Genomic DNA, 22,250 nt, shown 5'->3' with positions numbered 1-22,250 from the left:
CGGTGCCGGCTGACGGGCCGGTGCCGGCTAACGGGCCGGCCGCAGCCGGGCGGCGGTGCCGTCAGGACTCCGGAACCGGCTCAACCACCAGTGCCACGCGGTCCTCCCCGATCCGGGTGAGGACCAGGGTTGCCTTGTTCTGCCCCTTGGCTCCGCCCTTGCCGGTGCCGGTGAGCAGGGCCTTGCGCAGTTCCTCCGGCGTAACGGACATACCCCGCTTTTTGATGTCCAGCACGCCGATGTGGTTCTCCTTCACCCAGGACCTGAGCGCCTTGACGTTGTACGGGCGAACCTCCAGGATCCGGTACGCCCGGGCAAAGGGCGTCTCACGCAGTTCGGGGGCGCAGATGTAGGCAATGTGGGGATCCAGCAGGTGCCCGTCCAAGGTGCGCGCAACATCGGCCACCAGCCCGGCCCGGATCACGGCGCCGTCAGGCTCATAGAGGTACCCCTCGGCCGGCCCCAGCTCCACGTCCTGGGCCCCGGCGTCGTAATCCACCGGTGAGGTGAGTTCAGCGGCGCCGCCGGAACCGATCACCAGTGCCGCCCGCCGGACGTTTTCGCGGCGCAGCGTGTTGAACCAGAGGGTAGCCTCGGTGACGTCTCCGTCCACGGAGACCCACTGTGCCTCGCAGTTCGCCGGCAGCGCCTCATGCGGGATGCCCGGCCCCATCTTCACGCCCACGGGCAGCCCGGAGTCCGCCAGTGACTCCACAAAGGACAGCGGCGGAGAGAAGGCCTCCGGATCGAAAATGCGGGTGGTACCGGAGGTGGACGTGGTCCGCCGCGCCGGATCCAGCCACACGCCGTCGAACCCGGTCAGGTCGAACTCCTCGGCCCTGCCCTGGACCACGGTCGCTTCGGGCCACGGCATCAGGTTGATGGTCGCCGCGGCTGCGGTGATCTCATCTAGTTCAACGGCGGTCACCTGTCGGTCCAGGGTGGCCAGCGCCAGGGAGTCGGCGCCGATGCCGCAGCCCAGGTCCGCCACCTTCTCCAGCCCTGCCTCCTGGTACCGGCGGGCGTGCAGGGCCGCCACATTGAGCCGGGTGGCCTGCTCCAGGCCGGGGGCGGTAAACACCATGTGTTCGGCGAACGGGCCGAACTTGGCCCGCGCCTTCATCCGCAGCTTTGCCTGGGTCAGGACGGCAGCCACCAGCTCGGGGGAGTGCCCTGCCTTGCGCAGGTCCGTGTTCAGCTTCAGGGACTCGGATTCGAGGTACGGGGGAAGCGAGTTCAGCAGCTGCCATCCCTCGGGGCTCAGAACATGTGCAAGGGAAGTATCAGGCATGCCCTCCAGCCTAGTTCTTCTGCGCACCTGCACGTTAGCTGTAGGTTGGGCGGCATGACGAGGATCTCCGCCGAGCCGCTGGCTGCACTGCGGTCCCGGACCAGCTACAAATGGCAGACCTATCCCGCGGACGTTTTGCCGCTGTTCGTCGCGGAGATGGATTATCCGCTGGCCGAGCCCGTGCAGCAGGCCGTGATCAGCCGGGTACTGGCGTCCGATACCGGGTACGTCGCCGGGCCCGGGCCGGTGGCCGAAGCCTTTGCCGGCTTCGCGTCCCGGACCTGGAATTGGGCCGTGGCCGCGGAGGACGTGGGGTGCACCACGGATGTGAGTGTGGCAATTGTGGAGTCCCTACGCCAGGTAGTGCCCGTGGACGGCAGCGTGGTGATCACCCCTCCGGTGTATCCGCCGTTCTTCGAGCTGCCCGTGGAAGCGGACGCCTCCGTGGTGGAAGTGCCCCTGCTCGCGGCCGATGAGGGGTGGGCGCTGGACCTGGCGGGCATCGAACGGGCATTCATCCGGGGTGCGGATGCGCTGCTGATGTGCAATCCGCACAATCCGCTGGGCCTTTGCCACTCCGCCGAAACGCTCCGGGCGCTCGCGGACCTGTCGGTGAAGTACGGTGTGGCGGTCATCAGCGATGAGATCCATGCCCCGCTGGCTTATTCCCCCGGCTCCTTCACCCCGTACCTCTCCGTCTCGGAGAATGCCCGCGACTATGGGATTACGGTCACCGCGGCCAGCAAGGCGTGGAACATCGCCGGCACCAAGTGCGCGGTGATGGTGGCGCAGAGCAGCCGGACCAGACTGCAGCTGGCATCGATGCCGGAGGAGGTCCAGGCCCGGACCAGCATCCTGGGGCTGCACGCATCCGTGGCAGCCTACAACGACGGCGGTCCCTGGCTGTCCGGCGTGATGGAATCACTGGCCGCGAACCGGGAGCTGCTGGGGAATCTGCTGACGGAACACCTGCCCGGAGTCGGGTACCTCCGGCCGGCCGCCGGCTACCTGGCCTGGCTGGACTTCGGCCCGGCCGGCTGGGGCGACGCCCCGGCAGCCCTTGCCCTGGACCAGGCACGGGTTGCCCTGGAACCGGGGGTTCGCTTCGGCCGGCAGGGAGCGGGTTTCGCCCGGCTCAATTTTGCCTGCTCACCCGAGGTCCTCACCGAGGCTGTGCGGCGGCTGGCTGCGGTGACGCCGCCCGCGCGATGAACGCCGGGGCGCGATAAACGCACGGACGGGAGGTGCAGCTTGCGCAGCGGAAGGGCTGCTGCCACGGGAGCTACGGCGCTGCAGAGCTACGCGGCAGGCGCCAGGATACTCAGCTGCCGCGGCGCCAGTGACTGAGGTGCGGTGCGGCCGGCCAGCACCGGCAGGGCACCCGTTTCCGAACTGCGCAGCAGGCCAGCCAGCGCTTCCTCCGTGGCTGACGCCTTCCGAAGGTCCAGCACCACCGCAAGGCCCGGAAGCGCGGCATTGGCACGCCGGGCCAGCACGTACAGCACCTTGCTGTTCTGCTCGGTGACCCGCCCGCGCACCACCAGGCGTGCCTGCCGGGCATTCAGATCAAGCCGGACCGCCACGCGCAGCTTCGACTCCTCCATGGCAAGCCCTTCCCGAAAGACCGGATATGTGGGTCTTTCAACCTAGGAGAGGGCTGCGGCGTGGTGCAATGCACATTGGCGATTTCCGGTCCTGCAGGGGGCTACTTCGTACCCGAACGCGGTGCGGGTCAGCGTGTCGGCCAGCCCGAACGGGCGCGGTACCGGATTGCCTGCTTAGGCGAAATACACGCCGATCCGGTTGCCGTCGATCTCTTCAATCCGGATGTCGATCTCGTAAATGTCACGCAGGATTTCGGGGCGCATGATGTCCGCCGGCGGGCCCTGATGGATCAGCCGTCCGTTGCACATGGCGATGATGTCGTCCGAGTAGCAGGAGGCAAAGTTGATGTCGTGGATGACCAGGACCACGGTCTTGCCGAAATCGTCAGTGAGCCGGCGCAGCAGCCGCATCATTTCCACGGAGTGCTTCATGTCCAGGTTGTTCAGGGGCTCATCGAGCAGCAGATAGTCCGTGTCCTGGGCCAGCACCATGGCGATGAAGGCACGCTGGCGCTGTCCGCCGGAAAGCTCGTCGACGAACTTGTCTGCCAGCGCGGTCAGGTCCAGGTACGCCATGGCCTGGTCAATGTGCGCTTTATCGTCGGGTCCGGGCCGGCCGCCGTTATGCGGGTAGCGCCCGAATCCCACCAGGTCCCGGACGGTCAGGCGGACAGTCAGCTGGTTGTCCTGGCGCAGGATAGCCATCTTCCGGGCCAGGTCCCGGCCCGGGGTGGAGACGACGTCGAGCCCGTCCACGGAAACCGTTCCGGCGTCCATCCCCAGCAGCCGGCTGATCATGGACAGGAGGGTGGATTTGCCGGCGCCGTTGGGGCCGATGATCGAGGTGATTCCGCCTTCCTTGATGGTGCAGCTCACCCCGTCCACAACCGTGGTGGCGGCGTACTTTTTGGTGACGCCGGTTGCCTGGATCATTTGACGGAGCCTTTCAGGAGCAGGATCAAAAAGACGATCCCGCCTACAAATTCAATGACGATGCTCAGCGCGGTATCAAACGCGAAGACGCGTTCGAGCACGAGCTGGCCGCCCACCAGGGCGATGATGCCGAGCAGGACGGCGATTGGAACAACGGCGGCATGCCGGAAGTGTGAACAGAGCTGATAGGCCAGGGACGCGACCAGCAGGCCGAAGAAGGTTACCGGCCCCACCAGTGCGGTGGAAACGGCAACCAGCACCGAGCAGATCACCAGCACCAGGGTCACTGTGCGTTTGTGGTTGATGCCCAGGTTGATCGAGGTCTCCCGGCCCAGGGACAGGACATCGAGCTGGTGCCTCAGGCGCCAGGCCGGAATACTCACGGCTGCCGCGGCGATCAGCGAGTAGGCGAGCAGCTTGCCGTCCACGTTGTTGAAGCTGGCGAAGAACAGGTCCTGCAGGATGATGAACTCGCTGGGATCGATCAGCAGCTGCAGCAGGGAAGAAATGCCGCGGAAAAGCGTGCCCAGCACAATGCCGACCAGCAGCATCAGGTGCAGGGATTTGCCGCCGCCGGTAAAGAGCCATCGGTACAGCAGGAAGGAGAAGCCCACCATTAGGGCCACCTCCATGCCGTAGCGCAGCGGGCCGGACATCGCCAGCACCACGCCGCCGCCGAAGGCGAAGACCAGGAGCGTCTGGATGAGCACGTACAGGGCATCAAAACCCATGATGGACGGCGTCAGGATCCGGTTGGCCGTTACCGTCTGGAACAGCACGGTGGAGACGCCGACGGCGTACGCCACCAGGATCATCGAACCTACCTTGATGGCCCGGCGCGGCAGGACATAACCGATGTTCCCGCGCAGCTCGATGGTCATGAATACCGTGACCAGGGCTGCTGCCAGAACCGAAAGCAGGATGAGCCAGAAACGGGGGGAGAGGCTCCGCACCGGACGGCGGCGCCGCACGGTAAGGGCTGAGGGAAGGACGCTGGCGGGACTGCTAGGCACTGGCGGAGCGCTTTCTCAGGAGCAGGTAAAGGAACAGGGCGCTGCCGATGGCCGAGACGATGACCCCCACCGGGATTTCGTAGGGGTAGCGGATGGTCCGGCCGATGATGTCGCAGGCGAGGACAAACCCCGCCCCGAAGATGGCGACCCAGGGGATGGCCCGGCGGACATTGTCCCCGATCATCAGCGAGACCAGATTGGGAACGATCAGGCCGAGGAACGGCACCGAGCCGACACTGACAACCACAACGGCGCTGATCAGGGACACAATGATCAGCCCCAGTGTCATCACGCGGTTGTAGTTCAGGCCGAGGTTGGTGGTGAAATCCTGGCCCATGCCCGCGACGGTGAAGCGGTCAGCGGCCAGGTATCCGATGAGGGTCAGCGCGCCAACAATCCAGAGCAGTTCATAACGCCCCCGCAGTACGCCGGAGAAGTCGCCGACCATCCAGCTGTTCAGGGTCTGCAGCAGATCGAACCGGTAGGCGAAGAACGTGGTGACGGCAGCAATCACGCCGCCGAGCATAATGCCCACCAGCGGCACGATCAGCGTGTTCCGCAGCGGGATCCGGCGCAGGACCAGCAGGAAGAGTGCGGTTCCGGCAATGGCGAACACCGTGGCGGTGGACATTTTGGCCAGCAGTGAGGCGCCGGGGATAAACACCGTCACCACCAGGATGCCAAGGGATGCGGATTCCACGGTGCCCACGGTGGACGGTTCAACGAACTTGTTGCGGGCCATCAGCTGCATGATGAGGCCGGCGACGCTGAGGGCCATGCCGGCCAGGATGATGCTCAGGGTCCGCGGGAGGCGGCTGATCCAGAAAATGTGCCAGGCATGTTCATCGCCGGCAAGCAGGGCGGGCAGGGACACGTCGCTGACACCGACGAACATGGACACAACGGCAAGCACCAGGACGGCGGTTCCGCCCACTATCAGCATTGCCCCGGGGCCGGGACGCCGCCGGCCAACGCCGGCAGCTCCGGCAGGTGCCGGAGCCGGAGGGGAGAGGATTGCAGTCATGTTGCTTTTCCATCTTCCGCACCAGGCCGGCCTCCCTGGATGCGGGAGGCCGGCCGGCGAGGATTTAGCAGGAGCGTGGAAGCGGGCTAGGAAATGCCGTCCTGAACTGCGCTGACCATGGCGTCAACGTTGTTCAGGCCGTAGCCCACGAGGTACCAGCTGGAGGAATCCAGCATGGTGATGCGGTCATTGCGCGCTGCTTCGGTTCCCTGCACAAGCTCGTTGTCCAGGACAGCGGAGGCGACCTCGCCTGCGTTGCCGACGGCGACGTCGCGGTCAATCACGAACAGGTTGTCCGGGTTTTTTTCCGCGATGTATTCAAAGCCCACGCGTTCGCCGTGCTGGGCTTCGGACTTGATGTCAGCTGCGGTGGCAACGCCGAGGACGTCGTGCACCAGGCCGAAGCGCGAACCCGCTCCGTACGCGGTCAGCTCGCCGCCGCTGGTCATAATGATGAGGCCGTTGCCGGCGTCCGCCGCGGTTGCCTTGGTCTCTTCGACCTTGGCGTCCAGGGCCGCGAGCTTGTCCTCGACCTCGGCTTCCTTGCCGAAGATTTCCCCGATGATTTCGGTGTTGGAGATGAAGGAGTTCCACGGATCCGCGGCATCGGTGCTGAGGTTGATCGTGGGGGCGATCTTGGAGAACTCATCGTAGTAATCGGCAGTGCGGCCGGACATGATGATCAGGTCGGGGGCGCCGGCATTGATGGCCTCGAAATCGGGTTCCTTCATGCTGCCGATCTTGGCGTAGTCATCCGAGCCGTACTTGGAGAGGCTTTCCGGGAAGTTTGCGGCCGGGACACCGTCAACGTCAATGTCGAGGGCATCCAGGGTGTCGAGTGCGCCGAGGTCGAAGGTGTAGACGGTCTCCGGGTTGACCGGAACATCGGTGCTGCCCTGTGTGTGCTCAACCGTAACGGTCGAGTTGGAGGTCGAGTCGGCGTCGGCTTCTGCTGCTTCGGTGGAGCAGGCGCTGAGCGCAAGGAGGGACACGAGGGCGGTTCCGGCCAGCAGGCGGGACTTGGTGATCATGGGGGCTCCGGTGAGAGTCGATGTGCCTACCGCAGGAATAGGACACAGAAATGTTTTCTAATGGTGCGCGCAGATGAAAACTATCCCGTTAGGTAAGCCTAAGCAAATTCGGTTTACGTCATTGGTACCCCGGAGGCGTAATCCTGTACGCGTGATCCACGCGGCTCTGGCACTCACCTTGACCGAGTGCTAACCAATGCATAAAGTCTGACTTAGCACTCCGCACGTGAGGGTGCTAACTCCCCGAAGGGAAGCGCGAACCGGCACCGCGACGACGGCCAGCGCCAACCGACGGCCCCAAACCCGTTAGAAACTACGCAAAGGAGAGCCCGAGTGTCGGTCTCTATTAAGCCGCTTGAGGATCGTATTGTTGTCCGCCCGCTCGAAGCTGAGCAGACCACTGCTTCCGGCCTCGTTATCCCGGACACTGCCAAGGAAAAGCCCCAGGAGGGCGAAGTAGTTGCAGTTGGACCCGGCCGCGTTGACGACAACGGCAACCGCGTTCCGGTTGACGTTGCCGAAGGCGACGTTGTCATCTACTCCAAGTACGGTGGAACCGAAGTCAAGCACGGCGGCCAGGAATACCTGGTGCTGTCCGCCCGCGACGTGCTGGCCGTCGTCGTAAAGTAGTTCCCCTTGAAAACCCCGGCCACCATTCTGGCCGGGGTTTTCTGATGTAGGTGCAGATGTAGTTGTCGGAAAGGACACACACATGGCAAAGCAGTTGGAGTTCAATGACTCCGCCCGTCGCTCGCTGGAAGCCGGCGTCGATAAGCTGGCCAACGCAGTCAAGGTAACCCTCGGCCCGCGCGGCCGTAACGTTGTCCTGGCCAAGACCTGGGGCGCCCCCACCATCACCAACGACGGCGTCACCATTGCCCGCGAAGTTGAGCTGGAGGATCCGTACGAGAACCTCGGCGCACAGCTGGCCAAGGAAGTAGCCACCCGGACCAACGATGTTGCCGGCGACGGCACCACTACGGCTACCGTGCTGGCACAGGCGCTGGTCAAGGAAGGCCTGCGCAACGTTGCCGCGGGTGCAGCTCCCGGCGCGCTCAAGCGCGGCATCGAGGTCTCCGTGGATGCTGTTGCCAAGCGTCTGCTGGAAAACGCCAAGCCGGTTGAAGGCAACCAGGTGGCCCACGTGGCTGCCATCTCGGCGCAGAGCACCGAGATCGGTGAACTGCTGGCACAGGCCTTCGATACCGTCGGCAAGGACGGCGTCATCACCATCGAGGAATCCTCCTCGACGCAGACCGAACTGGTCATCACCGAGGGCATGCAGTTCGACAAGGGCTACCTCTCCCCGTACTTCGTCACGGACGCGGAGCGTCAGGAAGCCGTCCTCGAAGACGCGCTGATCCTGATCAACTCCGGCAAGATCTCCTCCGTGGCCGAGTTCCTGCCGCTGCTGGAAAAGGCACTGCAGGCCTCCAAGCCGCTGTTCATCATTGCCGAAGACGTGGACGGCGAAGCGCTCTCCACCCTGGTGGTCAACAAGATCCGCGGCACCCTGAACGTGGTTGCCGTCAAGGCTCCCGGGTTCGGCGACCGCCGCAAGGCCATGATGCAGGACATCGCAACCCTCACGGGTGCGCAGGTGGTCAGCCCCGACCTGGGCCTGAAGCTGGACCAGGTTGGCCTGGAGGTCCTGGGCTCTGCCCGCCGGATCACGGTCACCAAGGACAACACCACCATTGTTGACGGCGCCGGCTCCGAAGCCGACGTTGCCGACCGCGTGGCACAGATCCGTGCCGAGATTGAGCGCACGGACTCGGACTGGGACCGCGAAAAGCTCCAGGAACGCCTGGCCAAGCTCTCCGGCGGCATCGGCGTCATCCGCGTGGGTGCAGCCACCGAGGTGGAGCTGAAGGAAAAGAAGCACCGCATCGAAGATGCTGTTTCCTCCACCCGTGCAGCCCTGGAAGAGGGCATTGTGGCCGGCGGCGGTTCCGCGCTGGTCCACGCCTCACAGGCGCTGGACACCGACTCGGAGGTGGCCAAGCTGGAAGGCGACGCCGCCACTGCCGTCGGACTGGTCCGCCGTGCACTGGCCCAGCCGCTGCGCTGGATCGCCGAGAACGCCGGGGCCGAAGGCATGGTTGTTGTATCCAAGGTGGGCGACCTGAAGGTCAACAACGGCTTCAACGCCGCCACCGGTGAGTACGAGGACCTGATCGCCGCCGGCATCATCGACCCGGTCAAGGTCACCCGCTCGGCACTGCGCAACGCCGCCTCGATCGCTTCGCTGGTACTCACCACCGAAGCCCTCGTAGTGGAGAAGCCGGCCGAAGAGGATGAGGATCACGGACACCAGCACTAGCCGGTAGCCCCTCGCTTCACGCAAAGGCCCCGCCCGCGGACACCGTTCCGCGGACGGGGCCTTTTGTGTGTCCGGGCGGGAAGGCGAACGCCGCCACGGCGCAGTACCTGCCGGGCACCGCACCCGACGGTTTTGCCGTGGCTTCGCTCACACGCGGAAGCTGTCCGGACGGGAAACCGGTCCCCGGTCAGGAGGAAGGCGTGCTGTCCTTGGCCGACGCCTGGCAGAACGGACGGCTGCCCGGGAATCCTGGAAACATGCCTGTTTACAGGGCGCGCGACTATCCGGGGAGGACCTGTCTGCGGGTCTGCTGACTACGGCGGGGCGCTGTCCCTGCGGATCCTGGCTTGCACCGGACGGGCGGGCATACCGGTGAAAGCAAACGGATACGAACCGGTGGAATAGGGGCGGCCCCGCTTTCGTTTTAGGATAGGAACAGGCTTATTCGGGCCTTCTCCTTCCTCATCCCCCGAAAGAGGCGCAGCTTTGAGTCAGCAGTACCCAGAACATGATCCGTTCGGCTTCGTCGGCCTGACGTACGACGACGTCCTCCTGCTGCCCGGCCCGACGGATGTCATCCCCTCCGAAGCCGATACCAGCTCGCGGCTGTCCAAGCGCATCACCGTGCAGACCCCGCTGCTCTCCGCAGCGATGGACACGGTGACGGAATCCCGGATGGCGATTGCCATGGCACGCCAGGGCGGGCTGGGCGTTATCCACCGCAACCTTTCCATTGCCGACCAGGCCGAGCACGTGGACCGGGTCAAGCGCAGCGAATCGGGCATGATCACCAACCCGGTCACCATTTCCCCCGACGCGACCCTGCAGGAACTGGACGATCTCTGCGCCCACTTCCGGGTTTCCGGCCTGCCGGTGGTCGACGCCGAAAACACCCTGCTGGGCATCGTCACCAACCGCGACACCCGCTTCATCCCGGTATCCGAGTACCCCAACCGCAAGGTCGAAGAGGTCATGACGCGCATGCCCCTCATCACCGGGCGCGTGGGCATCAGCGCCGAGGAAACCGTGGAGCTGCTCGGCAAGAACCGCATCGAGAAGCTGCCGCTGGTGGACGACGCTGGCAAGCTGCAGGGCCTGATCACGGTGAAGGACTTCGACAAGGCCGAGCAGTACCCGCTGGCCACCAAGGATGATGAAGGCCGGCTTCGCGTCGGTGCCGCCATCGGTTTCTTCGGAGACGGCTACGAGCGGGCCATGGCCATGGTCGAGGCCGGCGTGGACATCCTGGTGGTGGACACCGCCAACGGCCACAGCGCCGGCGTGCTGGACATGATCGCCCGCCTGAAAAAGGACCCGGCCGCGGCGCACGTGGACATCATCGGCGGCCAGGCAGCTACCCGCGAAGGCGCCCAGGCTCTGATCGACGCCGGTGCGGACGCCATCAAGGTAGGTGTGGGCCCCGGCTCCATCTGCACCACCCGCGTGGTGGCCGGCGTCGGCGTTCCCCAGATCACCGCCATCTACGAAGCGTCCAAGGCGGCCATTCCCGCCGGCGTTCCGCTGATCGCCGACGGCGGCCTGCAGTACTCCGGTGACATCGGCAAGGCCATCGTGGCCGGCGCCGACACCGTAATGCTCGGCGGCCTGCTCGCCGGTTCCGCCGAAAGCCCGGGCGACCTGGTCTTCGTGAACGGCAAGCAGTTCAAGTCCTACCGCGGCATGGGCTCCCTGGGCGCCATGCAGTCCCGGGGCAAGAACACCTCCTACTCCAAGGACCGCTACTTCCAGGCGGACGTGCCCAGCGACGAGAAGCTGATTCCGGAAGGCATCGAAGGCCAGGTGCCGTACCGCGGCCCGCTTTCCGCCGTGGCACACCAGCTGGTGGGCGGCCTGCGCCAGACCATGTTCTACACCGGCGCACGCACCATCCCGGAGCTGAAGGCCAAGGGCAAGTTCGTCCGGATCACCCCGGCCGGGCTGAAGGAATCCCACCCGCACGACATCATGATGACGGTCGAGGCACCGAACTACGGTTCGCGCCGCTAGGACCCGTTTTCCGGCCAAGGGGCAGCTCCTGCAGACATCGCAGGAGCTGCCTCCGGTCTTTAGCCACCCGTGCGGACAGTGCATTTACCTGCTGCGGAAGGTTACGGTTACCGGCAGCTTTCATGTGCCCGGCGCCTGCTGGGATAACCTAGGGAGCGTGAGTAACGAGATTGAAATTGGCCGTGGCAAGCAAGGGCGCAGAGCCTACTCCCTGGACGACGTGGCAATTGTGCCCTCGCGGCGTACCCGCGACCCGCAGGATGTCTCGATCAACTGGCAGATAGACGCATACCAGTTTGAGATGCCCGTCATCGGCGCTCCCATGGACTCCGTTATGTCCCCGGCCTCCGCCATCGCGCTGGGCAAACTTGGCGGACTGGGTGTCCTGAACCTGGAAGGCCTGTGGACCCGGTACGAGGATCCGCAGCCCCTGCTGGACGAAATTGCCCAGCTCAGCCGTGACAACTTCAATCCCGCCGCCACCCGCCGGCTGCAGGAAATCTACGACGCACCCATCCGTGCCGAGCTGATCAGCTCCCGCCTGGCCGAAATGCGCGAGGCCGGTGTGACCGTCGCCGGTTCACTCACCCCGCAGCGTACCCAGGAGTTCTACAAGACCGTCCTGGCCGCCGGCGTCGACGTCTTCGTTATCCGCGGCACCACGGTGTCCGCCGAGCACGTGTCCAAGACCGTGGAGCCGCTGAACCTGAAGCAGTTCATCTACGAACTGGACGTCCCCGTTATTGTTGGCGGAGCGGCAGGCTACACCCCGGCCCTGCACCTGATGCGTACCGGTGCCGCAGGCGTCCTGGTGGGCTTCGGCGGCGGCGCGACCACCACCACCCGCCGTGCCCTGGGCATCCACGCACCCATGGCCACCGCCATCTCCGACATTGCCGAAGCCCGCCGGGACTACATGGATGAGTCCGGCGGCCGGTACGTGCACGTGATCGCCGACGGCGGCATGGGCACCAGCGGTGACATCATCAAGGCCGTGGCCATGGGCGCCGACGCCGTGATGCTCGGTTCCGCACTGGCCCGCGCCGAAGAGGCTCCCGGGCAGGGGTGGCACTGGGGCCAGGAAGCGCACCACAGCGAGCTTCCCCGCGGCGACAGGGTCCGCCTGGATACCGTCGGGTCGCTGAAGGAAGTCCTGTGGGGGCCCTCGCACCACACGAACGGAACGTCCAACCTGATGGGTGCGCTGCGCCGGGCCATGGCCACCACCGGGTATTCGGATCTGAAGGCGTTCCAGCGTATTGAGGTATTGGTGTCCCCCTACCAGTACAACCTGTAATAACCTGCGCGGATTGCCTAGAGTGGACGCAGCTACGGCAGGACCCTAGAGAGGAACCCCGACCATGTCTGCAGACGCCCTGAGCCCCGAGTACCGGAACGAAGCGATGGATCGGCTCCGGGCCACCACCAAGCCCGGCAACGAGCTGGACATCCTGATTGTCGGGGGTGGGGTAGTAGGTGCCGGGGCAGCCCTGGACGCGGTGACCCGCGGACTGAAAGTGGGCATGGTGGAGGCCCGGGACTGGGCGTCAGGGACCTCCTCACGGTCCTCGAAACTCATTCACGGCGGCCTGCGCTATCTGGAAATGCTGGACTTTGCCCTGGTACAGGAGGCGTTGAAGGAGCGCGGCCTGCTGCTCCAGCGTATTGCCCCGCATCTGGTGAAGCCCGTGGCCTTCCTGTATCCGCTGACCAAGCGGTTTATTGAGCGGCCGTACGTGGGTGCGGGCATTTTCCTCTACGACACCATGGGCATGACCTCGGGCAACTCACGCGGGGTGCCCATGCAAAAGCACCTGACCCGCAAGCAGACCCTGCGCATGGCACCCAGCCTCAAGGACGACGCCATGGTCGGCGCCATCCGCTATTACGACGGCCAGGTCGACGACGCCCGGTATGTGGCCACCATGGCCAGGACCGCGGCCCACTACGGCGCCGCGGTGGCCAACCGGCTGGCCGTGGTGGACTTCCTGCGCGAGGGGGAGCGGGTGGTCGGGGCGCGCGTGCGGGACCAGGAAACCGGCGACGAGTTCGATATCGCCGCCAGCCAGGTGGTGAACGCGACCGGTGTCTGGACCGATGAAACCCAGGCCATGGTCACCGACCGCGGCCAGCTGAAGGTCCGGGCCTCCAAGGGCGTGCACCTGGTGGTCCCGAAGGACCGGATCCAGTCCACCGTGGGCATGATCCTGCGGACCGAAAAGTCGGTGCTGTTTGTCATCCCGTGGGGACGGCACTGGATCATCGGCACCACGGACACCGACTGGAACCTGGACAAGGCGCATCCGGCTGCCACCTCGGCGGACATCGACTACATCCTGGAGCACGTAAACCTGGTGCTGAAGACGCCGCTGACCCGGGAGGACGTTGAAGGAGTCTATGCAGGCCTGCGGCCGCTGCTCGCCGGGGAAAACGACTCCACCGCCAAGCTCTCCCGCGAACATGTGGTGGCGCACCCGGTGCCGGGACTCGTCGTCGTCGCCGGCGGCAAGTGGACCACCTACCGGGTGATGGCCAAGGACGCCGTGGACGAGGCATCGCGGGCCCTGGACGAAAAGGTGCCCGAAAGCTGCACCTCCACCATTCCGCTGCTGGGCGCAGTGGGGTACAAGGCAGCCTGGAACCGGCGGCACCGCACCGCCGACGAGTACGGGGTACACGTGGCCCGGGTGGAGCACCTGCTGAACCGGTACGGATCCATGGCCTATGACGTGCTGGACCTGATTAAATCCGATCCGTCCCTGGCCGAGCCGCTGCCCGGCGCGGATGACTACCTGCGGGCCGAAGTTGTCTACGCCACCACCCATGAGGGGGCCCGGCACGTCGAGGACGTCCTGGCCCGGCGGACCCGCATTTCCATCGAGACCTGGGACCGGGGTGTCTCCGCGGCACCGGTGGCAGCGGAACTGATGGCCCCGCTGCTGAACTGGGACCCGGCACGGGTGGAAAGCGAAGTGGCCCACTATCTGGCCAGGGTGGAAGCCGAACGGCTCAGCCAGGAGCAGCCCGACGACAAGAGTGCCGACAGTGCCCGGCTGGCCGCCGAAGACATTACCCCCAGGATCTGATGAACCGGATCCCCGACAAACCAGTGAGTGAAGAACAGCAGTGACCGAAGAACTGTCCCTGAGCGAAACCGGCGCGGTCCTCACCGAACCGGACCTGGTAATCCTCGAAATGGAGGCCGCTGACCGGTACGACGCCGCCACGCAGCTGGCCGAACGGATGCATCGGGCCGGCCGCATCACCAACCTGGCGGGGTTCCTCGAGCAGGTCAGCGCGCGCGAGCACCAGATGGCCACCGGGCTGCCCGGCGGGATCGGGCTGCCCCATGCGCGCAGCGAGTTTGTGCGGGAAACCTCCATTGCCGTCGGCATCACCCGCTACGGTCACAGCGTGGACTTCGGAGCCTCCGACGGTCCGGCCACCGTGATACTGCTCATCGCCACCCCGGCCGCTTCCTTTTCCCAGCACCTGGAGGTCCTGGCCACGATCGCCAGGTCCCTGTTCCGCCCGTCGTTCCGCGACTCCCTGCGCCGCGCGAACGACGCCGAGGTCATCGCGGAACTCATTAATTCCTCCCTCGTGTTCTTCGACCACTAGGACTGCGGCGCCCCGGCATTGGGTTTTCTACAGCCGGACGAAGTACCGTTAACCCGTGCTCAAAACTGCCCTGAAGCCGCGCTGGATCGCCGGCCTGCTTTTCGCCCTAGCAATCTCAACGGTCTTTGTGCTGTTGAGCCAATGGCAGTTCTCCAGCGCCGAATCGGAGAAGGCCACGGACCCGGAAGCCACGGAAACCGTCCGGCCGCTGACCGATGCGTTCGTTCCGGGCAAGCCCATGTATGAGACCGAAGCCGATCAGATGGTCTCCATGACCGGCTCCTTCGACCCGGACAAAACCGTGCTCGTTGACGAGCGGCTCCAGGACGGCGAGCAGGGCTACTGGGTGGTGACCGCGTTCCAGGTCGACGGCGCCCCCGGGGACGCCTACATTCCCGTGGTCCGCGGATGGGTTGAGGATCCCGGGGATGCCGTGCCCGCGCAGGCCGGAACAGCCGCCGTCGTCGGACGCCTGCTGCCGTCCGAGGCGCCGCTGCCCGAACCGCATGAGAACGGGATCCTTCCCTCGCTCTCCGCCGCCGAACTGATCAATATCTGGGACGTCACCTCATACTCCGCGTTCGTTACCGCCGAAGAGATCACGGTGGACGGCGCCGCCCCCGACTCCGGTGACATGCAGACCGTGACGGTGGCCGGCCAGCCGGAGGAAACCCCGGTCAACTGGCTGAACATTTTCTACGCCCTTGAATGGATCATCTTCGCGGGCTTCTCCGTCTTCCTCTGGTGGCGGCTGGTCGCCGACGAGTACCGCCGCAGCCTCGAAGAGGACGAGTACGAGGACGACTATGAAGACGGCTACGACGACGCAACCGAACCCGATACCGAACATCCCAGCAGCGAGGTAACCAAGTGAGCGATTCCACCAGCACCGCCAAGGCACCGAGGAAAAAGAAGCGCCGGTTCGGCGGCACCCATGCGCAGATCCGCTCGGCGCTGACCTTCTACAAGGTCTTCGCCTACGTCACCGGCTTCCTGCTGCTGGCCCTGGTGGTGCAGATGATCGTCAAGTACGGCTTCGGCACCGAGGTTATTGTGGGCGGCGTCAATCTGTCCGTGGGTGTCCTGATCCTGCACGGCTGGATCTACGTGGTGTACCTGCTGGCTGACTTCCGCCTGTGGCAGCTGATGCGGTGGCCGTTCTCCAAATTCATCATCCTGGCACTGGGCGGCTGTGTGCCCTTCCTCTCCTTTATTGTCGAGGGCCGCGTGCACAAGCAGGTAGTAGCGGAGCTGGAAGCCCATCCTGAAGCGGCGAAGCGCTACTAGGCGGGGCTGGCGCCTGCGGGTCCCGCCGCAGGCGTCTTGAACCGGGTGTGCACGGCCGGTGGCGGGACGACTATCCTTGGAACGTGACTAATCCCGCGACTGACCCCATTGAAGAGCGGCCCGTCCTCGTTGTGGACTACGGAGCGCAGTACGCCCAGCTAATTGCCCGCCGGGTGCGCGAAGCAGACGTTTACTCCGAGGTGGTTCCCCACACCTACAGCACCGAGCAGCTGCTGGCGAAGAACCCCGCTGCCATTATCCTTTCCGGCGGACCTTCCAGCGTGTACGCCGAAGGTGCCCCCAAGGTCCACACGGATCTGTTTGAGGCCGGCGTGCCGGTACTCGGCATCTGCTACGGCTTCCAGGCCATGGCCGCCGCCCTCGGCGGCAAGGTAGCCAAGACCGGCCTGCGGGAGTACGGATCCACCGACGCACGCGTCGTCGGCGGCGCCCGTTCCATCCTGGAGGGAACTCCGGATGAACAGAACACCTGGATGAGCCATGGCGACAGCGTGCAGGAAGCCCCTGAAGGCTTCGATGTGCTGGCCAGCACCGCAGGAGCGCCCGTTGCCGCCTTCGCCAACGAGGAAAAGGGCCTCTACGGCGTCCAGTGGCACCCCGAGGTTAAGCACTCAGCGCATGGCCAGGCCGTCCTGGAGAACTTCCTGTTCAAGGGCGCCCGGATTGAACGCAGCTGGACCACCGGCAACATTGTCGAAGAGCAGGTTGCCCGCATCCGTGCCCAGGTGGGTTCCTCCCGGGTCATCTGCGGGCTCTCCGGCGGGGTGGACTCCGCCGTTGCTGCAGCACTGGTGCAGCGCGCGGTGGGCGACCAGCTGACCTGTGTCTTCGTTGACCACGGACTGCTGCGCGAGGGCGAAGCGGAACAGGTTGAACGCGACTTCGTGGCGGCGACCGGCGTCAACCTCTACGTTGCCAACGAGCAGGAACGTTTCCTCAGCGCCCTGGCCGGCGTCTCGGACCCGGAAACCAAGCGCAAAATCATCGGCCGTGAATTCATCCGTGCCTTTGAGGAAGCAGAGCGGGCCATCATGGCCAAGGCTGAAGCAGAGGGTGAGCCCATCCGCTTCCTGGTCCAGGGCACCCTGTACCCGGACGTTGTGGAATCCGGCGGTGGTGAAGGCGCAGCCAACATCAAGAGCCACCACAACGTGGGCGGCCTGCCCGAGGACATGAAGTTCGAACTCGTGGAGCCGCTCCGGGCGCTCTTCAAGGACGAGGTCCGCGCAGTCGGTGCCGAGCTGGGCCTGCCGGCCGAAATTGTCGGCCGCCAGCCCTTCCCCGGCCCCGGACTCGGAATCCGCATTGTCGGCGAGGTCAACCAGGAACGCCTGGACCTGCTGCGCCGCGCCGACGCGATTGCCCGGGCCGAGCTGACCGCAGCAGGCCTGGACGACGAAGTCTGGCAGATGCCGGTGGTCCTGCTGGCCGATGTCCGCAGCGTGGGCGTCCAGGGTGACGGCCGGACCTACGGACACCCCATTGTGCTCCGCCCGGTGTCCAGCGAGGACGCCATGACGGCCGACTGGTCACGCCTGCCGTACGATCTGCTGGCCCGGATTTCCAACCGGATCACCAACGAGGTGGATGGAATCAACCGCGTGGTGCTGGACGTAACCAGCAAGCCGCCGGGAACAATCGAGTGGGAATAGCGTAAGGATAAAGGGGACGGCCGTTTCGGCCGTCCCCTTTGCCGTTCCCCGCGTTGCTATGTTCGGGAAACCGGGTCCGACGCGATAGTTTTGAACGTATGCCAATTTGGTCAAAAACGCGCGGAAGTGCAGAAAAGAGGGCACTAGTGTCTGAGCAGAATACCGGGGAGAATCCCTCGGACTTCCTGCTGCCGTGGCTGGGACAATTGGGACAGCACGCCGGAACGGACACCCTGCTGCATTTCACCCCGTCCGCTGCCAACAGCATTGACCTCACGCACGCGCATCCCTCCGGCCTGGCCCAGCTGCTCGCCGGTCGCCGGACGAGGCTCTCCACCCTGCTGCGTGATCCGGACCAGTACGGCGCCGCGATGAAGGCCGGGCGCCTGCTCCGCGCCAAAATCTACGAACTCGGCACCGACCGCGGCATCGACGTCGGCTACATTGCTGCCGGGACCGCGTCCTGGCGCTACGCCTCGGATGAGGCACTGCGCCCCGAGTCGCTGACTGCCCCCGTCCTGCTCACCCCGGTGGCCCTCACCGTCCACGCATCCCAGGACGACTATGAGCTTCAGCTGACCGAAAAGGCCGCGCTCAACCCGGCCCTGGTCCGCCATCTGCAGCAGGAGCAGGGTCTGGAGATCGACGTCGATGCCCTGACCCGGCTGGCCTACGGCACCGCCCGCTTCGACCCGCACCCGGTGCTGGAGAAGCTCCGCGCCGTCACCGGCAGCGTGCGCGGCATCAACATCGAACACCGCCTGCTGGTATCCACCTTCGCCGACCTCGCCGACCTCTCAGAGGATCCCGCACTGGATCCCGCCCATCCGATCCTCCGCGCCCTGATCGATGCCGCCCGTGACGGTTCGGCCGAACCTCCGGCCGCCCGGGCCCTGGACCTGCCGCCGCTGGATGACCGGGACCCGGCGGATGAACTGCTGATCCTGGATGCGGACCGGCAGCAGCAGGAAGTGCTGGATCTCATCAACGCCGGGCAGTCCCTGGTGGTTTCCGCCCCCGCGGGCACCGGACAGACCCAGACGGCGCTGAACGCCGTCGCGTCGCTGGCCAATGCCGGCAAATCCGTGCTGGTGGTAGCTGAACGCCGCGGCACCCTGAACCAGTTCGTCTCTGAACTTGACGCCCTGCAGCTTGGCTCGCTTGTGCTGCAGGTCAACGCCGGGCTCACCCGCCAGCAGCTCAAGGACCAGCTGGTCCGGGCCATTGTCCGGAACGAAAAGGCGAAGGCACCCGAACTGGCCGGCCTGCACAAAGTCCTGCAGGAGAACCGCCACCAGCTGCGGGACCATGTTAAGAGCCTGCACAACGTCCGCCGGCGGTGGGGATGCTCGCCGTACCAGGCCATGCAGTCCCTGGCTGAACTGACGTCCATGAATCCTGCCCCGGCCACGACCGTGCGGCTCAAGCGCAGCGTCCTGGACAGCATTACCGACCGCACCGAGCTCACCGGACGGCTGCGCCGGGCCGCCGAGCTGGGCAGTTTCAGCCGTGCCGCTACCACCAGTCCCTGGTACGGTGCCAAGCTGCTGAACCGCAAGGAAACCGAGGAAGCCTACGCGCTTACCCAGACCCTTGCCACCGACCTGCCCGCCCTGCGTGCCAAGGTGCAGGACGTGGCGGAACACTCGCAGATCCGCCTGGGCGAAACATTCGCCCAGTGGGGCGAGCAGCTGGAACTGCTGGTGGCTGTCCGGGAAAGCCTGGATAAGTTCACGCCGGACATTTTCGACCGCCCCGTGACCGACCTGATTTCGGCCACCGCGTCCTCCTCCTGGCGGCGTGAACGCGGCATCGACATGAGCTCCATGACCCGCTCCCGGCTGCGCCGCGTGGCCAAGGAATACATCCGCCCCGGGGTGCACATCTCCGATCTGCATGCGTCCCTCCTCGAGGTGCAGCAGCAGCGGGCCACCTGGACGCGGTATGCCACCACACAGCGCCACCCTTCGGTTCCCACGGGACTGGCCGAGATCAACCGCTCCTACCTGTTGGTGAAGCGGCAGCTGGACACCCTGACGGACATCCTGACTGAAACGCCGCTGCACCCGGATCTCGCGTCACTGCCGCTGGATGAACTGGAAAAGCAGCTGAGCCAGCTGGCAGGGGACCGCGAAACGCTTGAAACGCTGCCTGAGCGGACCCTGCTCCTGGACGAGATGCGTGCCCAGGGCCTGGGTGAGCTGCTTGATGACCTGAGCGAGCGCGAGGTACAGCCGCGCCACGTGGGCTACGAGCTGGAACTGGCCTGGTGGCAGTCCGCACTGGAAGCCATGATCAGCGGCGATGACTACCTGGCCATGTCCGACGGCAACAGCCTGCGCCGGCTCGAAGCCGAATACCGGCTTGCCGACAACGCCCACATTGCTTCCGGCAGCTCCCGTCTGCGCTGGAGCCTGGCCTCGCGCTGGAGCTCCGGCGTCGAGAAATCCAAAGCCGCCGCCCAGGATCTGCGCGAGCTGATCAAGGACGGCGAGCTTTCCCTGGCCAGCCTGTGCCAACAGTCCGAGGAACTGGTTTCCGCACTGCTGCCGGTATGGGCCGCGAGCCCGCTGGTGCTGCCCATGGTCCTGCCCGAAGGCCGGCGCTTTGACACTGTGGTGCTGCTGGATGCCGAATCGACCAGCCTGCAGTCGGCGGTTCCGGCACTGGCCCGTGCCGGGCAGGTTGTCGCCTTCGGTGATTCCCGTTTGGGGGGCCCGCGGCCGTTCACCATCGGGGTGGAACCGGCCGGTGCGCAGGGGCAGAACACTGAACTGCCCAGTGCCTTTGAGGCCTTGGAACGTGTCCTGCCGACGCGCAGCCTCTCCACCGTGTACCGCGGAACCGACAAGGCCCTGCTGAAACAGCTGAGCGACTCCTTCTACGGCGGACGCCTGTCCATGGTGCCTGGCGCTGATGAGGTGGCCAACGGCCACCGGTCCCTCTCCGTGGAATACCTAGCGGACGGCACGGGGATGCCCAGCGCCGACCATGAAGGCGTGGAAAGCGTTGCCGCCGAGGTGAACCGTGTCGTGGACCTGGTCTTTGAACACATTCGGCGCCGCCCGCACCAGTCCCTGGGCGTCATCACGGCCAGTCCCCGCCATGCAGTGCGGGTGGCCGAGGCCATCCGCGTACAGATGGCGAATTTCCCCTGGGCAGCGGACTTCTTTACTGCCAAGGCCGAGTCCTTCCGGGTGGTCCCGGTGGACCGCGCCGTGGGTATGGTGCGCGACTGCGTCATCTTCTCCCTCGGTTTCGGACGCACCCCGCACGGCCGGGCACTGCACAACTTCGGCCCGCTTTCGGCGCCGGACGGACGCAAGAAATTCGTGACCGCCATGACGCGCGCCCGCTACAAACAGCACGTGCTGACCTGCTTCCAGCCCGCTGACCTGGACAGAACCCGCCTGGGCTACGGAGCGCTGGATTTCTACGAGCTCATCCGGCGCGAACTTGATCCTGCGGCAGCCGCTGCGGAGGCCTCCAAGGCAGCGGTGGAAACCCCCACCGCCGGCGGCATCATGGACGAAGACCCGCTGGTGGCCGATCTGGTGGGCAGGCTGCGTGAGCGCGGCGCCAAGGTCTGGGACCACTACGACGGCGCCATTGACATAGTTGCCGCTGCCCCCGGGAACGGTGATCCCGCCGGATCGATTCCGCTGGCCATCGAATCAGACGGAACCGAACGGTACCGTGCCATGTCGGTGCGTGAACGCAGCCGGCTGCGCCCGCAGCTGCTCGAACGCCGCGGCTGGAGGTACATGCCGTTGTGGACCATTGAGGTGTTCAGCGACCCGTCCGCCTGCGCGGATCTGGTGAGCCGGTACCTCAACCTGCCCGATTCCGCGGCTGTGGAAACCGGCCCCCGGGCAGGAGCCGGTGCTAAGGCTGACGGAACGCCGGAGACGGCTGCAGCACCGAACGATTCAACCGCCCGGCACGGCCGGCAGGTCACGGTAACCCCGCACGGAAGCAGCCGCATGCGCGAACGGAGGTCCGGGTCCCTCCCCGAGCGCAGCGAAGGAGAGTGAGCATGACCGGGACAGACAACAAGGAGCCGGAGCGCCGGGCGTATACGTCGCCGGAGTACCGGGTGGATGCGCCGGCTGGAGAGACCGGGCCGGCGGAGTCAAATGAGCCCGCGGCGCCCGGCAAACGTTCGGAGGGTGGCGCAGCCACGGACGACGCCGACTCTGCGGAGGCTGCCGAAGCCGTGAAAGGCAGTGCTCCACAGGCCGATGCGGCGCAGCAGGGCGGGCGGCCCAGGGTTGCACCGCCGGTACGCAAACGCGGAAACCGCCGCGCCGGGTCACCCGGCCCGGCCGGGCTGCTGCCGGGGAAGGCCAAAGAGGATGATCCCCGTGTGTGGGGCGACAGTCCGGAAGACAGAGATTCCTGGCTCCTGGAGCAGCGCCCGCCGCACTGGGGCTAGCCGAACCG

At 65.7% G+C, this 22,250-nt stretch carries 18 protein-coding genes; 12 read left to right on the top strand and 6 right to left on the bottom strand.

Going from position 1 to position 22,250, the window contains the following annotated elements:
* Nucleotides 1-61: 61 nt before the first annotated feature.
* Nucleotides 62-1,291, bottom strand: a complete 1,230-nt coding sequence (locus AC5RVB_RS01455) for a class I SAM-dependent methyltransferase (protein ID WP_227903772.1) — start codon at nt 1,289-1,291, stop codon at nt 62-64.
* 54 nt (nt 1,292-1,345) lie between these two features.
* Between AC5RVB_RS01455 and AC5RVB_RS01450 the strand changes: the two genes are divergently transcribed.
* On the top strand, nt 1,346-2,503 hold the full coding sequence (locus AC5RVB_RS01450; protein ID WP_494141771.1) for a MalY/PatB family protein: 1,158 nt from the start codon (nt 1,346-1,348) through the stop codon (nt 2,501-2,503).
* Nucleotides 2,504-2,589: 86 nt separating this feature from the next.
* On the opposite strand, the gene AC5RVB_RS01445 is transcribed toward AC5RVB_RS01450, so the two are convergent.
* From AC5RVB_RS01445 to AC5RVB_RS01425, 5 genes are all read right to left on the bottom strand, one after another.
* Nucleotides 2,590-2,895, bottom strand: coding sequence for a hypothetical protein (locus tag AC5RVB_RS01445; protein WP_227903765.1), 306 nt, complete (start codon nt 2,893-2,895; stop codon nt 2,590-2,592).
* 174 nt (nt 2,896-3,069) lie between these two features.
* Nucleotides 3,070-3,828: an iron ABC transporter ATP-binding protein gene (locus AC5RVB_RS01440; protein WP_227903763.1), complete on the bottom strand. Its 759-nt coding sequence runs from the start codon at nt 3,826-3,828 to the stop codon at nt 3,070-3,072.
* Nucleotides 3,825-4,841: an iron chelate uptake ABC transporter family permease subunit gene (locus AC5RVB_RS01435; protein WP_227903761.1), complete on the bottom strand. Its 1,017-nt coding sequence runs from the start codon at nt 4,839-4,841 to the stop codon at nt 3,825-3,827. The genes AC5RVB_RS01440 and AC5RVB_RS01435 overlap by 4 nt, the downstream gene beginning before the upstream one ends.
* Nucleotides 4,834-5,865, bottom strand: coding sequence for an ABC transporter permease (locus AC5RVB_RS01430; RefSeq protein WP_227903760.1), 1,032 nt, complete (start codon nt 5,863-5,865; stop codon nt 4,834-4,836). The genes AC5RVB_RS01435 and AC5RVB_RS01430 overlap by 8 nt, the downstream gene beginning before the upstream one ends.
* A gap of 86 nt (nt 5,866-5,951) precedes the next feature.
* The gene (locus tag AC5RVB_RS01425) at nt 5,952-6,896 is read right to left on the bottom strand and encodes a siderophore ABC transporter substrate-binding protein (protein WP_227903759.1); all 945 of its coding nucleotides are present in this window, start codon (nt 6,894-6,896) and stop codon (nt 5,952-5,954) included.
* 333 nt (nt 6,897-7,229) lie between these two features.
* On the opposite strand from AC5RVB_RS01425, the gene groES reads away from it, so the two are divergent.
* The 11 genes from groES (at nt 7,230) to AC5RVB_RS01370 (ending at nt 22,242) form a co-directional block, all read left to right on the top strand.
* On the top strand, nt 7,230-7,526 hold the full coding sequence (groES, locus tag AC5RVB_RS01420; RefSeq protein WP_087076694.1) for a co-chaperone GroES: 297 nt from the start codon (nt 7,230-7,232) through the stop codon (nt 7,524-7,526).
* Between the two features lie 82 nt (nt 7,527-7,608).
* Nucleotides 7,609-9,219 (top strand): chaperonin GroEL, encoded by a 1,611-nt coding sequence (groL, locus tag AC5RVB_RS01415; RefSeq protein WP_227903758.1) that lies wholly within the window; start codon nt 7,609-7,611, stop codon nt 9,217-9,219.
* 486 nt (nt 9,220-9,705) lie between these two features.
* Complete coding sequence (guaB, locus tag AC5RVB_RS01410) at nt 9,706-11,226, top strand: IMP dehydrogenase (protein WP_227903757.1); 1,521 nt, start codon at nt 9,706-9,708, stop codon at nt 11,224-11,226.
* 157 nt (nt 11,227-11,383) lie between these two features.
* The gene (locus AC5RVB_RS01405) at nt 11,384-12,523 is read left to right on the top strand and encodes a GuaB3 family IMP dehydrogenase-related protein (protein ID WP_227903755.1); all 1,140 of its coding nucleotides are present in this window, start codon (nt 11,384-11,386) and stop codon (nt 12,521-12,523) included.
* A gap of 64 nt (nt 12,524-12,587) precedes the next feature.
* Nucleotides 12,588-14,312, top strand: coding sequence for a glycerol-3-phosphate dehydrogenase/oxidase (locus AC5RVB_RS01400; RefSeq protein WP_494141770.1), 1,725 nt, complete (start codon nt 12,588-12,590; stop codon nt 14,310-14,312).
* Nucleotides 14,313-14,352: 40 nt separating this feature from the next.
* Nucleotides 14,353-14,847 (top strand): PTS sugar transporter subunit IIA, encoded by a 495-nt coding sequence (locus AC5RVB_RS01395; RefSeq protein WP_227928823.1) that lies wholly within the window; start codon nt 14,353-14,355, stop codon nt 14,845-14,847.
* Nucleotides 14,848-14,902: 55 nt separating this feature from the next.
* Entirely contained in the window at nt 14,903-15,721 is an 819-nt protein-coding gene (locus tag AC5RVB_RS01390) for an SURF1 family protein (RefSeq protein ID WP_494141769.1), read from the top strand.
* Nucleotides 15,718-16,134 carry a DUF3817 domain-containing protein gene (locus AC5RVB_RS01385; RefSeq protein ID WP_227903749.1) on the top strand — a complete coding sequence of 139 codons (417 nt, stop codon included), beginning with the start codon at nt 15,718-15,720 and terminating at the stop codon, nt 16,132-16,134. Before AC5RVB_RS01390 ends, AC5RVB_RS01385 begins: the two co-directional genes overlap by 4 nt.
* Before the next feature lie 83 nt (nt 16,135-16,217).
* Nucleotides 16,218-17,807 (top strand): glutamine-hydrolyzing GMP synthase, encoded by a 1,590-nt coding sequence (gene guaA, locus AC5RVB_RS01380; protein WP_227928824.1) that lies wholly within the window; start codon nt 16,218-16,220, stop codon nt 17,805-17,807.
* 98 nt (nt 17,808-17,905) lie between these two features.
* Nucleotides 17,906-21,841, top strand: coding sequence for a DUF4011 domain-containing protein (locus AC5RVB_RS01375; RefSeq protein ID WP_227903746.1), 3,936 nt, complete (start codon nt 17,906-17,908; stop codon nt 21,839-21,841).
* Nucleotides 21,842-21,843: 2 nt separating this feature from the next.
* On the top strand, nt 21,844-22,242 hold the full coding sequence (locus AC5RVB_RS01370) for a hypothetical protein (protein WP_227903745.1): 399 nt from the start codon (nt 21,844-21,846) through the stop codon (nt 22,240-22,242).
* The last annotated feature ends 8 nt before the right edge of the window (nt 22,243-22,250 follow it).

Source organism: Arthrobacter sp. Y3225209 (genome assembly GCF_059090685.1).
Note: the sequence above shows the minus strand (reverse complement) of the source record. Positions and strands in the feature narration are given on the sequence as shown.